14 protein-coding genes and 3 pseudogenes are annotated in these 13,870 nt (G+C 70.9%); 1 reads left to right on the top strand and 16 read right to left on the bottom strand.

Annotation, left to right across the window (positions count from 1 at the left end):
• Window position 1: 1 nt before the first annotated feature.
• Window positions 2-713 (bottom strand): annotated as a pseudogene (locus ACQ86J_RS22260) (response regulator); the annotation flags it as partial.
• Window positions 714-1,065: 352 nt separating this feature from the next.
• Here ACQ86J_RS22260 and ACQ86J_RS22265 point away from each other — a divergent pair.
• Window positions 1,066-1,602, top strand: a complete 537-nt coding sequence (locus ACQ86J_RS22265; protein WP_431267254.1) for a DNA-3-methyladenine glycosylase family protein — start codon at window positions 1,066-1,068, stop codon at window positions 1,600-1,602.
• Here the strand turns inward: ACQ86J_RS22265 and ACQ86J_RS22270 are convergent.
• The 15 genes and pseudogenes from ACQ86J_RS22270 to glgX form a co-directional block, all read right to left on the bottom strand.
• Entirely contained in the window at window positions 1,599-1,892 is a 294-nt protein-coding gene (locus ACQ86J_RS22270) for a hypothetical protein (protein ID WP_431267255.1), read from the bottom strand. The genes ACQ86J_RS22265 and ACQ86J_RS22270 overlap by 4 nt on opposite strands.
• The gene (locus tag ACQ86J_RS22275; RefSeq protein ID WP_431267256.1) at window positions 1,855-2,010 is read right to left on the bottom strand and encodes a hypothetical protein; all 156 of its coding nucleotides are present in this window, start codon (window positions 2,008-2,010) and stop codon (window positions 1,855-1,857) included. The genes ACQ86J_RS22270 and ACQ86J_RS22275 overlap by 38 nt, the downstream gene beginning before the upstream one ends.
• Window positions 2,011-2,025: 15 nt before the next feature.
• Window positions 2,026-2,604: an amidohydrolase family protein gene (locus tag ACQ86J_RS22280; protein WP_431267257.1), complete on the bottom strand. Its 579-nt coding sequence runs from the start codon at window positions 2,602-2,604 to the stop codon at window positions 2,026-2,028.
• Window positions 2,601-3,161, bottom strand: a complete 561-nt coding sequence (locus tag ACQ86J_RS22285) for a hypothetical protein (RefSeq protein WP_431272730.1) — start codon at window positions 3,159-3,161, stop codon at window positions 2,601-2,603. Before ACQ86J_RS22285 ends, ACQ86J_RS22280 begins: the two co-directional genes overlap by 4 nt.
• On the bottom strand, window positions 3,062-3,547 hold the full coding sequence (locus ACQ86J_RS22290; protein ID WP_431272731.1) for a hypothetical protein: 486 nt from the start codon (window positions 3,545-3,547) through the stop codon (window positions 3,062-3,064). Before ACQ86J_RS22290 ends, ACQ86J_RS22285 begins: the two co-directional genes overlap by 100 nt.
• 107 nt (window positions 3,548-3,654) lie before the next feature.
• Window positions 3,655-4,410: a trehalose-6-phosphate synthase gene (locus ACQ86J_RS22295; RefSeq protein WP_431267258.1), complete on the bottom strand. Its 756-nt coding sequence runs from the start codon at window positions 4,408-4,410 to the stop codon at window positions 3,655-3,657.
• A pseudogene (locus ACQ86J_RS22300) lies at window positions 4,391-4,804 on the bottom strand (trehalose-6-phosphate synthase); the annotation flags it as partial. The gene ACQ86J_RS22295 and the pseudogene ACQ86J_RS22300, both read right to left, overlap by 20 nt.
• A 335-nt stretch (window positions 4,805-5,139) precedes the next feature.
• On the bottom strand, window positions 5,140-6,750 hold the full coding sequence (treY, locus tag ACQ86J_RS22305) for a malto-oligosyltrehalose synthase (protein ID WP_431267259.1): 1,611 nt from the start codon (window positions 6,748-6,750) through the stop codon (window positions 5,140-5,142).
• A gap of 856 nt (window positions 6,751-7,606) precedes the next feature.
• Window positions 7,607-7,855: pseudogene (locus ACQ86J_RS22310) on the bottom strand (alpha-amylase family glycosyl hydrolase); the annotation flags it as partial.
• 72 nt (window positions 7,856-7,927) lie between these two features.
• Window positions 7,928-8,344, bottom strand: a complete 417-nt coding sequence (locus ACQ86J_RS22315) for a 4-alpha-glucanotransferase (RefSeq protein WP_431267260.1) — start codon at window positions 8,342-8,344, stop codon at window positions 7,928-7,930.
• Window positions 8,247-8,564: a 4-alpha-glucanotransferase gene (locus ACQ86J_RS22320; RefSeq protein WP_431267261.1), complete on the bottom strand. Its 318-nt coding sequence runs from the start codon at window positions 8,562-8,564 to the stop codon at window positions 8,247-8,249. The genes ACQ86J_RS22315 and ACQ86J_RS22320 overlap by 98 nt, the downstream gene beginning before the upstream one ends.
• Window positions 8,447-9,964: a 4-alpha-glucanotransferase gene (locus ACQ86J_RS22325; RefSeq protein ID WP_431267262.1), complete on the bottom strand. Its 1,518-nt coding sequence runs from the start codon at window positions 9,962-9,964 to the stop codon at window positions 8,447-8,449. Before ACQ86J_RS22325 ends, ACQ86J_RS22320 begins: the two co-directional genes overlap by 118 nt.
• Before the next feature lie 12 nt (window positions 9,965-9,976).
• Window positions 9,977-10,219, bottom strand: coding sequence for a DUF3459 domain-containing protein (locus ACQ86J_RS22330; protein WP_431272495.1), 243 nt, complete (start codon window positions 10,217-10,219; stop codon window positions 9,977-9,979).
• Entirely contained in the window at window positions 10,107-11,765 is a 1,659-nt protein-coding gene (treZ, locus tag ACQ86J_RS22335) for a malto-oligosyltrehalose trehalohydrolase (protein ID WP_431267263.1), read from the bottom strand. The genes ACQ86J_RS22330 and treZ overlap by 113 nt, the downstream gene beginning before the upstream one ends.
• Window positions 11,762-13,870: a glycogen debranching protein GlgX gene (glgX, locus tag ACQ86J_RS22340; RefSeq protein WP_431267264.1), complete on the bottom strand. Its 2,109-nt coding sequence runs from the start codon at window positions 13,868-13,870 to the stop codon at window positions 11,762-11,764. The genes treZ and glgX overlap by 4 nt, the downstream gene beginning before the upstream one ends.

The raw sequence follows: 13,870 nt of genomic DNA on the forward strand, positions 1-13,870 counted from the left end.
CCTTTTCGACCGTGGCGGCCAGGACATAGCCGCCGCCGCGGACGGTCTTGATCAGGCTGGGATTGCGCCCGTCATCCTCCAGCTTGCGGCGGAGGCGGGAGACGGCGACGTCGATCGCCCGGTCGAAGGCCCGGCCTGGCGGCCGCGCAGGAGGTCCATCAGCATGTCCCGGGTCAGGACACGATTGGGGCGCTCGACCAGCACCTGCAGCAGCTTGTACTCGCCGCCGGTGAGCGGCACCTCGGCGCCGTCCGGGTTCAGCAGGCGGCGGCGGGCCGGCTCCAGCGTCCAACCGGAGAAGCGGATGGCCTTGGCCGGCGGCTCCTTGGCTGTACCCGGCTCCCGTTCGCGCGGCGCAGCACGGCGCGGATGCGGGCCAGCAGCTCGCGCGGGTTGAAAGGCTTGCCCAGGTAATCGTCGGCGCCGAGCTCGAGCCCGACGATCCGGTCGGTTTCCTCGCTCATCGCCGTCAGCATGACGATCGGGATCTCGGCCTGGGAGCGGAGCCATTTGGCGAGGTCGAGCCCGCTCTCGCCCGGCAGCATCAGGTCGAGCACCACCAGGTGGTAGCGGCCGAGCGGCCAGAGCTTGCGGGCTTCCTTCGCGTCGCGGGCGGCAGAGACGCGCATGCCCTGCCGCTCGAGGAATTTCGAGAGAAGGTCGCGGATTTCGCGGTCGTCGTCGACGACCAGGATATGGGGTTGCGGCTCCATCGTGGCTGTTACATAGCGCGCCCGGCCCGGTTTGTGCGGTGGTTTGTGCGCGCCCATGTTGCGAGACGTTGCCAGGGCGTGCCTTGTTGCAGGCGGTTGCAATTCGGCACGCTTCAGGGCTTCCGCCGGCAACATGGCAAGCCCAGCTTCGGGATGCGGTTGGCGCCGCTCCCTCCCCTCCCGGCGCCGATGCTCTAAACGGCGGCGGGGATGGCCCCCCCTTCCCAACCACCCCGCCGCCGCCCCCTTTCCCGCAACGCCCGCCTGGGCCCGCGCCGGCATCGCCGCGCTGGTCGCGGCCGATCCGCGCTTCGCAGCGGTCGAGGCCGCGGCCGGGCCGCTGGCCTGGCGGGTGCGGCAGCCCGGCTTCCCCGGCCTGCTGCGGGCGATCTGCGGCCAGCAGATCAGCAACCAGGCGGCCGCGGCGATCTGGAAGCGGTTCTCGGCCCTGCCGGGGGCGCTGGAGCCGGCCGGGTTGCTGGCGATGGACGATGCGACGCTTTGCGGCGTCGCCGGCCTGTCGCGGCCGAAGGCGGCGCATGCCCGCTCGCTCGCCACCGCCTGCGTCGAGGGGCGGCTGGATTTCGTCGCGCTGCCCGGCATGCCGGATGCCGAGGCGCTGGCACATATCGCCGCGGTGAAGGGGTTGGGGCCATGGTCGGCGGCGATCCACCTGCTCTTTGCCGAGCAGCGGCCCGATATCTTCCCACCCGGGGACGCGGCCCTGGCCGCGAGTGCCGCGCATCTGCTGGGGCTTGAGGCACGGCCGGGGCCGAAGGCGCTGGTGACGACGGCGGAGCGATGGGCACCCTGGCGGTCGCTGGCGGCGCGCCTGCTCTGGCACCACTGGCGTTTCGTAACCGGGCGGGCTGTGGTCGAAGACGGTTAGGCGATGCAGCCGGGCCCGTTGCGGGTGAAGCCCTGCACCGTGCCCTGCCGCGTCTCGAACACGACCGAGCACCCCTGCGGCGTCCCGCCACCACCAAGCGGGCCGAAGCCGAGCCCGGTGCCCACCCCCACCCCGCTGCCGCCGCTCCGGCCGAAGCCGAAACCGCCGAAGCCAAGCCCGATGCTGGGATAGACCGCCGGCGTCGTGCTCGGCTGCAGGAAGTCCCATTGCAGCAGGCGGCGGCCATCGGCCTCATAGCTTCGGCTCGGCACGCCGAGTCCGGCGACCAAGCTCGGCCTCCGGACGGCCGACAAAGCCGGTCATGCGCTTGTCGAAGGCCTGCGGGGTGCGGCTGTCGGCACAGGCGGCGAGGAGCCCAAGCATCCCCGCCGCGACCAGGGAAGGCATGCGCGGCATGACGCCTCAGCGCCCGACCCGCTGCCCGGTTCCGGCGTCAGCCCTGCGCCGGCGCCGGCGCCGCGTCGAAGCCGTTGGCCAGCACGCCGCGCGGGGTCGCCATCGCATAGGGGCTGCGCGGCAGGATTGGCCAGTGCCGGGTTCCGCCTGCACCACGCCGTCGCGCATCACCACCGCCCCGCGGCGGACCGTCGCCACCGGCCAGCCGGTCACCTCCATGCCTTCGTACGGAGTGTAGTCGATGGCGTGCTGCATCAGCCGGTTGGTGATGGTGACCTTCTTCTTTGGGTCCCACAGCGCCAGGTCGGCATCTGCGCCAATTGCGATCATGCCCTTGCGGGGCGCCAGCCCCATCAGCCGGGCCGGGTTGGTCGCGCTCAGCCGGACGAAGTCGTCGAGCGTGATGCGGCCCTTCGAGACGCCTTCGCTGAACAGGATCGGCAGCCGCGCGGCGAGGCCCGGGATGCCGTTCGGGATGGCGTCGAAGCTCGCATCCCGCCCGGCCGAGGCCTTGCCATGGTCGCCGCCCATCGAGAAGCCGCAATGGTCTGAGGAGACCACGTCGAGCGTGCCGCGCCGGATCATCTCCCAGACCCGCCCGTGATCTTCGGTGGTGCGGGGGAGGGGCTGCACATGAAGGCTGCCCCTTCGAAGCCCGGCCGGTCCATGTCGGCGCCGGTCAGGGTCAGGTATTGCGGGCAGGTCTCGCCCCAGACCTTCAGGCCGCGATGCTGTGCCCGGGCGATCTCCTCTGCCGCCTCGGCGCAGGAGACGTGGAAGACCTGGATTGGCTGGTCCACCAGTTCGGCCAGGGCGATGGCGCGATGCGTCGCCTCCCGCTCGACGATGCCCGGGCGCGACCAGGCATGGTATTTCGGCGCGGTCATGCCGGCCTTCAGCAGCGCCCTCGGTGGCGCCACTTGATGGCGGCATAGTTCTCGCAGTGTACGGTGACCAGGCAGCCGTTCCGCCGCGCCGTCACCAACACCTTGATGTACTCCTCGTCCGACAGGTGCAGCGGCTTGTAGGTCAGAGAAGACCTTCAGGCTGCGGATGCCCTTCGCCACGATCTGCGGCACCTCGCGCTCCAGCACCTCCTCGGTCGGGTCGGTGATGATCTGGTGGAAGCTGTAGTCCAGCATCCCGCGCGCGGCGCGCTGCTCGTAGTCGGCCAGGCGCGGCAAGATGCCCCTCGCCCTTCCATTGCGGCAGCGAAGCAGACGACCGAGGTGGTGCCCCCTGCGAAGGCCGAATTGCTGGCCGTGAGGAAGCTCTCCTCGTTCACCGTCACCGGCGGGACGCCGGCGGTGCTGACATAGCCGCCGCGGGAGGGCTCCTCGATATGGCAGTGGCTGTCGACGCCGCCGGGCAGCACCAGCAGGCCGCCGGCATCGAGCGTCGAGGCGCCGCCCTCGATGCGCTCCGCCAGCGCCACGATGCGGCCGCCCCGGATGCCGATGTCGCAGCGCGCCGTGCCGAAGCCAGTCGCTACCTCGCCGCCGCGCACCACCAGATCGTATTCGGACATCGCCGGACTCCCTGCCATTCGCGGCGGGAGAATGCCGCTGGCCGTGCCGCGGCGCAAACAGCCTTCGGGCCCTGGTCCGGGCGGCAGCGCCGTCCCGGCGGCCCGGTTCAGGCCGTGCCGGCCATGGGCATCCGGTCCAGCGTCTCCGGCGCCAGGGCGCGCAGGAAATCCTGCCCCCAGCCCTCGGGCGAGGGCGCCGGCGATCGCCGCCCAGGCGGCCTGCCAGCGGATCTCGGCGCTCCGCCAGCGGCATGTCGAGCGCGGCGCAGATCGCCTCCGCCATGCCTTCCGCGTCGTGCGGGTTGACCAGCAGCGCTGAGTTCTAACTGCGCCGCTGCGCCGGCGAAGCGGGACAGCACAAGCACGCCCGGATCGGCCGGGTCCTGCGCGGCAATGTATTCCTTGGCGACCAGGTTCATGCCGTCGCGGATCGGCGTGACGATGCCGACCCGGGCCTGGCGCATGAAGCCGGCCACCGTGTCGCGGGTCTGCGGCCGGGCCAGCAGGCGCAGCGGAGTCCAGTCGGGCTCGCCGAATTCGCTGTTGATGGCACCGGCGGCCGAGTCGATTTCCTGCCGCAGCCGGCGGTAGGCCGCCACGTCTTCGCGCGAGGGAGCGGCGATCTGCAGCATGGTCAAGCTGCGCGCGGTCCGGCGGGCAACGACGCGGCGGAAGGCCTCCAGCCGTTCCGGCAGGCCCTTGGTCGGGTCCAGCCGATCGACGCCCAGCAGCAGCGCCTCGACCGCGCACCGAGCGCGCCAGCAGCCGGTAGGGTTCGGTTTCCGCCTGCGCCGCAGCGGTGGCGGCGAACTCCGGGGCGGCAATCTCGGCCGGGAAGATCCCGAGCCGTACCGGCCGGCCACCGAGCTTGACGAAGTGCTCGTCGGTCCGCACCGCGCCGGCGAAGCCGACCGCAGTGGCCGCGAAATTGTCGCGGTCCGTGGCGGTCTGGAAGCCCAGCAGGTCGCAAGCCAGCACATCCTGTACCAGGCCGCGGATGCCAGGCGCCACGGCGGCGGCTTCCGGCGCCGGGAAGGGGACATGCAGGAAGAAGCCGGTCGGCCCCAGGACACCGCGCTGGCGCAGAGCACCGGGCAGCGACATCAGGTGATAGTCATGCACCCAGATGCGGTCATCCGGCCGCAGCAGCGGCACTAAGTTGTCGGCGAAACGCCGATTCACCTTGCGATAGACGTCGAGGTCCTGCCGGCGGAAGGACATCAGATGCGGCAGGCTGTGCAGCATCGGCCAGAGCACGCCATTGCTGTAACCAGTGTAGTAGCCGCGGTGCTCCGCCTCGGTCAGGTCGATGGTGGCGTAGCCGACGCCGCCACGCTGGGTGAGACCGGGCGGGCCGGCGGCCTCGGTGATCTGCGCCGCTCCAGCCGAACCAGAGCCCGCCGCGGCGCTGCATCAGCCCGAGAAGCGCAACCGCCAGCCCTCCGGCCTGGCCGGCATTGCCCTGCGGCACCGGCACGCGGTTGGAGACGACGACGATGCGACTCATCCCACCTCCAGCAAGGCCACCGGAAGCTTGGCGAGAACCTGCCCGACGGGCAGGCGGTCGCCATGGGCGCGCAGACCCTCCCCGGTCAGCGCCTTCCCGCCAGTGCCGTGCCTTCAAAGAAGCCGGCAGGCGGAGATCGGTTCCGCTCCATTCCGCCGCCGGCAGCAGCGGAAACGACGAATCCTTCAGCGCGGTTGCAGGCAGACGAGTGACAACGGCCAGCGCGGCCGCGCCGCGGCGGTTGCGGAGGAAGGCGAGGACAGCGCTGCGCGAGCGGCCCCTCGACCGTCACGGGCTGGTAGTCGCCCTCGGCGAACAGGTCTGGTTGCGACGCGCGCGATGCCAGGGCACGCGCGATGACCGCCTGCTTCACCCGGCCGTCCTGCCAGTGCTGCAGCAACTCCGCCGGGGGCGTGGCGGCCTCGAGCGCCTCGCGCCGCGCCGCCCAATCGACCGGCCGGCGGTTGTCCGGATCGACCAGCGAGAAATCCCAGAACTCGGTACCCTGGTAGAGGTCCGGCACACCCGGCGCGGTGCAGCGAAGCAGCGCCTGCGACAGGCCGTTGACGGCTCCTGCGGGGGAGATGCGGGCGGCGAAGGCGGCGATCTCCTCCCGCATGTGGCTGGCGCGGTCAGGCGCCATGATGGCGGTGATGAATTCCTGGCAGGCGGCCTCGTATTCGGCATTCGGCACCGCCCATTCAGTGCGCCGCTTGGCCTCGCGCAGCGCCTTCTCCTGCCAAGCAGCGACCCGTTCCAGGAAGGCGGCGACCCCCGCCTCGTCCTCCGGCGCCAGACCGAGCGGCCAGGCGCCGACCAGGGTCTGGTAGAGCATGAGCTGCGCGCTCATTCCCGGCGCGGCGCCGTCGGGCAGGTCCTTCCGCAACGGTGCGTTCAGCCGCGACCAGCGCTGCACTGCGGCGGTCCATTCGCCATGCAGCTCGGACAGCGCGGCCAGTCGGGCGCGGACATCCTCGCCACGCTTGTGGTCATGGGTGGCGGTCGCCAGCAGGGCGCGCGGGAAGTTCTTCGCCCGCGCCCGGGCCGCGCCGTGGAAGCCGGCCGGGGTGACGGCGAAGCGGGCGGGGTCGGAGCCGACCTCGTTGCGGGAGATCAGCCGGCCGTAGCGATAGAAGGCGGTGTCCTCGACGCTCTTCGCCGCGACCGGGGCCGAGAGCTGCTGGAAGCGCACGGCGGCGGACAGGCGTTCGCGGCGCAGCACCGGCGGCAGGCTGCGCGGCGGGTCGCCGCCCAGCCAGGCATCCAGCAGGTCGATCAGCGGCCGGTCGGTGGCGCGCACCGTCCGCCGGGCGCCGGCCAGCGCCCAGTCGAGGATGCGCTTGTCCTCGGCGCTGCGCCCGCCGGTCGAGATGTACAGCCGGTAGACCGGGAAATGCACCAGCACCTCGGTCAGGGCACGGCGCAGGCCGGTCAGGGTGAAGTCGCGCGTCGCCAGGTCGCGCATCGCCACGCGCTTCAGCGCCGCCGAGGTGGCGTTCAGCTCGGAGGCCAAGTTGTCGCGCAGGATCTGCCGCCGCGCCTGCTTCGCCTCCTCCTCGAAGAGCGGCGAGCGATGGGTCTGCTCGGTCCAGAGCGAGGTCAGCGGCGCTTCGCCCTCCGGATCGTGCAGGACGCCGCTGACCTCGTCCATGAAGTCGTAGCCGGTGGTGCCGTCCACCGACCAGTCGGTGCGCAACGATCTCGAAGGGGGCGAGGATCTTCTCCACCCAGATCAGTGGCTGGCGATCCGGTCGCACCGCCTGCATCCGGCGATAGAGCTTGCGGCAATAGCCGCGCGGATCGGCCAGGCCGTCGACATGGTCGATGCGCATGCCGTCCACCGCGCCCTCGGCATAGAGCTTGAGGACCAGCTCATGCGTGGCGTCGAAGACCTCCGGCAGCTCGACCCGAAGACCGGCGAGGGAGGTGATGTCGAAGAAGCGGCGCCAGTTGATCTCGTCCGCCGCGGCGCGCCACCAGGCGAGGCGGTAATGCTGCCGTTCCAGCAGGCGATGCAGCGCCTTGCGGCCCGGTTCGGTGGTCGCGTCATGCGCGGCCAGGGCGCGCGCGATGCCGGCGCCGCCTTCCGGCGTCGCGGCGCGGGCGCCCAGCGCGGCGCGCAGCGCGGCGGCCTGTTCCCGCGCCAGGGGCCGGTCGCGCTGGTGCAGGCCGATGCGTCCGAACTCCAGCGCGAAATCCGACAGCTGCGGATCGCCGGCAGCCTGCAGGATGTGATGGTAGTGCTGCGGCGCGATGGGGAAGCGGTGCTCGAAATACTGGGCGTGGAAGCGACCTTCCGCGGCATCGAATTGCAATGTCAGGTCGCCCGACTCCAGCACCTCGCCATAGGGGGCGCCGAGGAAGGGGGCGAGCATGCGGTTGGACAACGACCTGTCCGGCGGCTCCCAGTCGATGTCGAAGAAGCTGGCGAACAGGCTCTGCCGCCCCCATTCGAGGACATCCAGCCACCACGCATTGTCGGACCCGCCGACGCCCATATGGTTCGGCACGATGTCGATGATGAGGCCGAGCCCGGCCTCCTTCAGCGCCGCCACGAGCCGGCGCAGCGCCGGCTCCCCGCCCAATCCCGGGTTGATCTGGCCGTGGTCGACGATGTCGTAGCCGTGCATCGAGCCCGGCCGCGCCTTAAGGACAGGCGAGGCGTAGAGATGGCTGATGCCAAGCTGGGCGAGGTAGGGCACCAGCGGCACTGCATCGTCCAGCGTGAAGCCGGCGTGAAACTGCAGTCGCGCGGTGGCGCGAAGGCCCGCCGGGCCTGTATCGCGCGGCGGGTTCGCCATGGGTCGGTCTCCGTCAGCTCAGCCGGCGCGGTGGGCCGGCTTCAACAAACGGAGCCAATGCGGCGGGGGTGCTCAGGGTTCCTGCGCGGGCGGCCTGGCGCGCGCGAAAAGCGCCAGCCGCCGCGATACGGCGGGCTCGTCGAGGATCGTCGCGGCGTCGCCGGCCGGGCGGCGGCGCCAATTCGGATGCTCGTCGATCGTGCCGGGCAGGTTCGGCTGCTCCGGCAGGGCGAGCGCATCCTCGAGCGGCAGGACCGCCAGAGCGCAATTGGCCATGCCGATATGGGCCAGGGCGGCATCGACTACGGCCTCGGCTTCCTCCGGCCCCGGCCGGTCGCCGGTGGCAGCGCCGCTTTCGAGGAAGGCGGTCCAGAGCCCGGCGCGGTCCTGCTCACGCTTGGTGTCTTCCCGCTTCGCCGTGTCGGCATCCGGGAAGCGGTCGAGCTCGGCCCGCCAGATGATGTCGCGGCCCTGCCACCAGCCGACCACCGTCGGCAGGTGCATGCGTGGTGGTCATCGCGGTGGCGTTGCGCGGCCAGTGGCGTGGGTCGCGGAAGCGGCCGTCCTGCTCCTGCTCGAACCACAGCACTTTCATGCCAAGGATGCCGGCCTTCTCCATCCGGCCATGAAAGCCTTCCGGCAGGGTGCCGAGATCCTCGCCGATGACGATCGCCCGGTGGCGGTGCGATTCCAGTGCCAGCAGCCGCACCAGGTCGTCGATCGGGTATTGCAGGTAGGCGCCGTCCCCGGGCCGGCGCCGCGCGGCACGACCCAGAGCCGCTGCAGCCCCATGGCATGATCGACGCGCACGCCGCCCGAATGGCGGAAGGCGGCGCGGGCCAGCTCGAGGAAAGCGGCGAAGCCGCCGGCCTTCATCTCCAGCGGAGAGAAGGCGGTCAGTCCCCAATCCTGCCCGAGCGGGGAGAAGATGTCGGGCGGCGCACCGACGGTCACGTCAGGCAGGATGGCGCGCTGGTGCGACCAGGCATGGCTGCCGCCCCCATCGGTGCCGACCGCCAGGTCGGCAATGAGACCGATCGGCATCCCCGCCTCTCGTGCCGCCTGGTGGGCGGCGCCGCGGGAGGCATCGGCCAGCCATTGGCAGAAGGCGTGGAAGGCGACCTCGCCCGGGTTGTCGCGGGCGAAGCGCATGACGCCGGGACTGTCCGGCGTGCCGAATCCCACCGGCCAGTCGCGCCAGCCCCACAGCGCCGGGTCGCGCGCCAGCAGATGCGCGTGCAGCGCCTCGAACCGTGCATGCGATTCGAGCGCCGCGCCGGCCTCGTTGCGATACTCGACGAAGCCGGGATGGTCGGCGGCGGCCTCGTACAGCCTGCGCAGCCGGGCAAGCTTGCGCCGCGCGGCCGAGGGCCAGTCGATCAGCTCGTCGGCCGGGCCGGGATCATCGGGCAGGCTGCCCAGCGCGGCGGCCGGATCGGCGTGCAGAACGTTCAAGAAGATGCGGGAGGAAGGCGAGTAGGGTCCGTATTTGCCAACATCCGCCGAGAACAGCGCATGTGCCGGGCTGACGGCGATGGCCGCGCAACCGCGGCGGCCGGCGGATGCGGCCAACGCGGCAACACCGCCGAAATCGCCGATGCCCATGTCGCGCGGCGAGCGCAGCGAATAGATCTGTGCCGCCAGCGCCCAGGGCAGCACGCCGCCATGCGCCGAGGCGCCGAGATCGTCGAGCGTCACGCAGCGCGACGGCGCGGCGGCGACGATGCAATGCGCATCGTCCAGGTGCAGGCGGTGGTAGCCGGGAGTGGAGATGGCGGGCAGGCGGGCCTCGCCGCCCCAGCCCTGTTCCAGCTGGCCCTCGACGCGGCCGCCGCCCTCGATATCCAGGCGGAAGCGGCGGCCGATCTCGGCGCCCGGGACATGCACGCCATCCGGGCCGATGGTCGCGGTGATCAGCGGCGGCAGGTGGTCGGCCAGGGCGCGCAGCGCCTCGCGCGCCTCGGCGGCATTCTCAGGCAGGCCCTGCGCGGCCATCACCGCGCGCAGCGTCTCGGGGCCGACAGATTTTTCCTCACCATGGACGTCGCGCCAGGTCGTGGCGATGCCCGCGGCCTCCGCCATGGCGCGCAACTGGTCGTCGGTGGTCATGCTGGTCCCCGGTCATGCCCCGACATCCTGCCGCGGCGGGCCGATCAAGGCGACGGTGCAACGCCCCGGCAGCCGGCCAGTGCCGAGCGCGCCGGCCTGGTTTTCGAACAGCGTCTCGCCGGTCGCTTTGCAGGGCACCGGATCAGCGCCGAGATTGGTGACGATGGTCAGGATGCTGCCATCGCCCAGCCGCCAGCGGGCCAGCACGGCCTTCTCCCCGATTACCTCGGCGCCAAGCGCTGCGGCGCCGGGCAGATGCGGGATGATTCTCCCATGGCGGATCGCGAGCAGGTGGCGGTGCAGGGCGAGCATCGCGTCGTGCGGCGGCAGCCCGGCCTCGGCCGGATCGGCAATCGAGGCGAGGAAAGTGGCTTCCGCATTCGGGTCGGGGATGCGTTCGCGCTTCGCCGGGTCCTGGAAGGCGGCGAATTGGCAAGTCCTTGCGCCGGCCGGCGGTGACCAGCGGGGCGAGCTCGGCATTGTGGTCGGTGAAGAACAGGAAGGGCGCCGTCGCCGCCCATTCCTCGCCCATAAAGAGCATGGGGATCTGCGGCGAGAGCAGCAGCAGGGCGGTCGCCGCGGCCAGGGCCTGCGGGTCGGCCAGGGCCGGCAGGCGTTCGCCGAAGGCGCGGTTGCCGATCTGATCGTGGTTCTGCAGGAACAGCACGAAGGCGGTCGGCGGCAGCTGCGCAGAGGGCTCGCCGCGTGGCGCACCGAGATGCTCCGACACCTGACCCTGGAACAAGAAGCCTTCCCCGAGCACGGTCGCCAGCTTGGCGGCGCCGTCCCGGGCGAAGTCCTCGTAATAGCCCTCGCGCTCGCCAGTCAGCAGCGGGTGCAGTATGTTGTGGCCGTCATCGTTCCACTGCGCGTCGAACTGGCCGGCGGGCTTCAGGTGGCGGGCGCCATTGCGCTCATTCTCCAGCACCAGGTGGACATGCCGATCTGGGATTTCCCGTCGGATGCGGGCCGCCAGCACGTCCAGCCAATCCGTCTCGGCAATGGCGTGCACCGCATCGAAGCGCAGCCCGTCGAAGCGGTACTCGTTCAGCCAGAACAGCGCATTGTCCTCGAAGAAGTCGCGCACGGGCGGCTTCTTGAAGTCGATCGCAGCGCCCCAGGGGGTGTGTATGCCCTCGTCGAAGAAGGGCTTGGCATAGGCATGCAGATAGGCGCCGTCCGGGCCGAAATGGTTGTAGACGACGTCGAGGAAGACCATGAGGCCAAGGCCGTGCGCCGCATCGACCAGCGATTTCAGGTCGTCCGGCGTGCCAAGCGTGGTGTCCGGCGCATAGGGCAGCACGCCGTCATAGCCCCAGTTGCGGGCGCCGGGAAAATCGTTGATCGGCATCAGCTCGATCGCCGTGACGCCGAGCTCCTTCAGTCGCGGCAGTGCCGCCTGCACGCCAGCGAAGCCGTCCATCGCGCCGGCATGCAGCTCGTACAGCACCACCTCGTGCCAGGGCCGGCCGCGCCACGCCGCTTGTTGCCAGCGATAGGCACGCGGGTCGACCACGACGGAGGCGTCGTGCACGTCCCCGGCCTGGAGGCGGGAGGCGGGGTCGGGCACCGCGAGCTCGGGCGAGACGCGGAAGCGATACTGCGCGCCCGGGCCGACCGGCGCCACCACCTCGTGCCAGCCCTCGCCCTGCGCGTTCATCGCCTGCGGTGCATGCTGCTCCACTTCCAGCATAACCTGCGCTGCATCGGGCGCCCAAAGACGGAAATGGGTACGCGGCATCCCGGCCAGCGGGTCCAGCAGGGTCGCGCCCCAGCGGGTCGGCTGCGCGAAGCCGGTCATGCCAGCCGCGCCGCGAGCAGCACGGCGCCACGCGGTGCGACCGGCACGGCCTCGTCCAGCACCGGCCGTTCGGCGGTGTCCGGGTGCCCGCTGTCGAGCATTAGCCGCCAGTCCAGCATCGGTTGCGGCAGGGCAAAGGCATGGCCGACGCCATCGGCGTTCAGCAGCAGCAGCGTGACGTCCACGCTCCCCGCATTGGCCGTCTCGGCCGCGGTGGCGCGGCGCAGCGCCAGGGTGCGCGCCTCGGGATCGTTCCAGGCCTCGGGGGTCATCGGCTTTCCATGCTGATCGAACCAGGAGATGTCGTTCAGGCCGGGCCGAAGTTCCGTCGCGCCATGCAGGAAGATGGGCGGCCGGAGCGGCGGCAGCCGCCGACGGAGCGCAACGAGGCGTTCGGTGAAGCGGCGCAGCGCCTCAGCCTCGGGCGTCGCCGCCAGGGTCCAGTCGACCCAGCTCGTCTCGTTGTCCTGGTTGTAGGCGTTGTTGTTGCCGCCCTGGGTGCGCAGCATCTCGTCGCCGGCCAGCAGCATCGGCGTGCCGGCGGAAGCGAAGACGGTGACCAGCATGGCGCGCAGCACGGCCAGGCGGGTCGCGCGGATTGCCGGGTCGTCGGTCTCCCCCTCCACGCCCCAGTTGCGGCTGTGGTTGTCACCATGGCCGTCGCGGTTGTCCTCCCCGTTCGCGTGGTTGTGCTTCTGCTCGTAAGTGACGGTGTCGCGCAGCGTGTAGCCGTCATGCGACGCGGCGTGATCCACACTGGCCCAGGGCCGCCGTCGGCGCCGGTCGAACAGCTCGGCCGAGCCGGTCAGCCGCGCCGCCATCTCCGCCCGCATGCCGCCATCGCCGCGCCAGAAGCGGCGGATGCCGTCGCGAAAGCGATCATTCCATTCAGCGAAGCCGGGCGGATGATTGCCGAGCTGATAGCCGCCCGGGCCGATGTCCCAGGGCTCCGAGATCAGCTTGACCCGCGACAGCACCGGGTCTTGGCGGATCGCGTCGAAGAAGCCACTGCCGGGGTCGAAGCCATGGCCCTCCCGTCCCAGGATGGTGCCGAGGTCGAAGCGGAAGCCGTCGATGCGGTATTCGGTGACCCAGTAGCGCAAGCTGTCCATCACCATTTGCAGCACGCGCGGATGCGACAGGTTCACCGTGTTGCCAGTACCGGTGTCATTGATACAGTGCCGCTCGTCGCCCGGGACGAGGCGGTAGTAGGAGGCGTTGTCGAGCCCGCGCCAGGATAGCGTCGGGCCAAGCTCGCTACCCTCGGCGGTGTGGTTATAGACGACGTCCATCAGCACTTCGATGCCCGCGCCGTGCAGCCGGCGCACCGCCACCTTCAGCTCGTTCCGCATCCAGGCTTCGATGAGGTAGCGCGGCTCCGGCGCGAAGAAGGAGAGGGTCGAATAGCCCCAGTAATTCTTCAGTCCCTTCGCCACCAGAAAGCGGTCCTGCAGGAAGGCCTGGATCGGCAGCAGCTCGATGGCGGTGGCGCCGAGCGATTGCAGATGCTCGATAACGCGGGGCTCGGCCAGGGCGCGGAACGTGCCGCGCTCGCGCGGGGCGATGTCCTCCCGCCGCATGGTCAGGCCGCGGACATGCGCCTCGTAGATCACCGTGCGGTCCCAGGGCGTGCAAGGGTTGCGGTCGTCGCCCCAGGCAAAGCTGTCATCCACCACCACGCCTTTCGGCATGGCCGGTGCGCTGTCGCGGCGGTCAAAGGATAGGTCGGTGCGGCCGCCGCCCGGACGGTAGCCGAGCAGTACGTCCGACCAGCGCACCTCTCCCTGCAACTGCCGCGCATAGGGGTCGAGCAGCAGCTTGTGGGGATTGAAGCGATGGCCGCGTCGCGGCTCGTAAGGGCCGTAGGCGCGATAGCCGTAGAGCTGGCCCGGCCGGGCTTCTGGCAGGTAGCCGTGCCAGACCTCGTCCGTGCATTCCGGCAGCGGCAGCCGCGCTACCTCCCGCCGGCCGGAGGGATCGAAGAGGCAGAGGTCGATCCGCTCGGCATTCGCCGAGAAGACGGCGAAGTTCACCCCCAGCCCGTCCCAATCTGCTCCCAGCGGGTCAGGCCGGCCGGGAAGCAGGCGGGTCGGGATGGGCGCCAT

This window comes from Dankookia sp. P2 (genome assembly GCF_050632255.1).
Classification (GTDB): Bacteria; Pseudomonadota; Alphaproteobacteria; order Acetobacterales; family Acetobacteraceae; genus Paracraurococcus.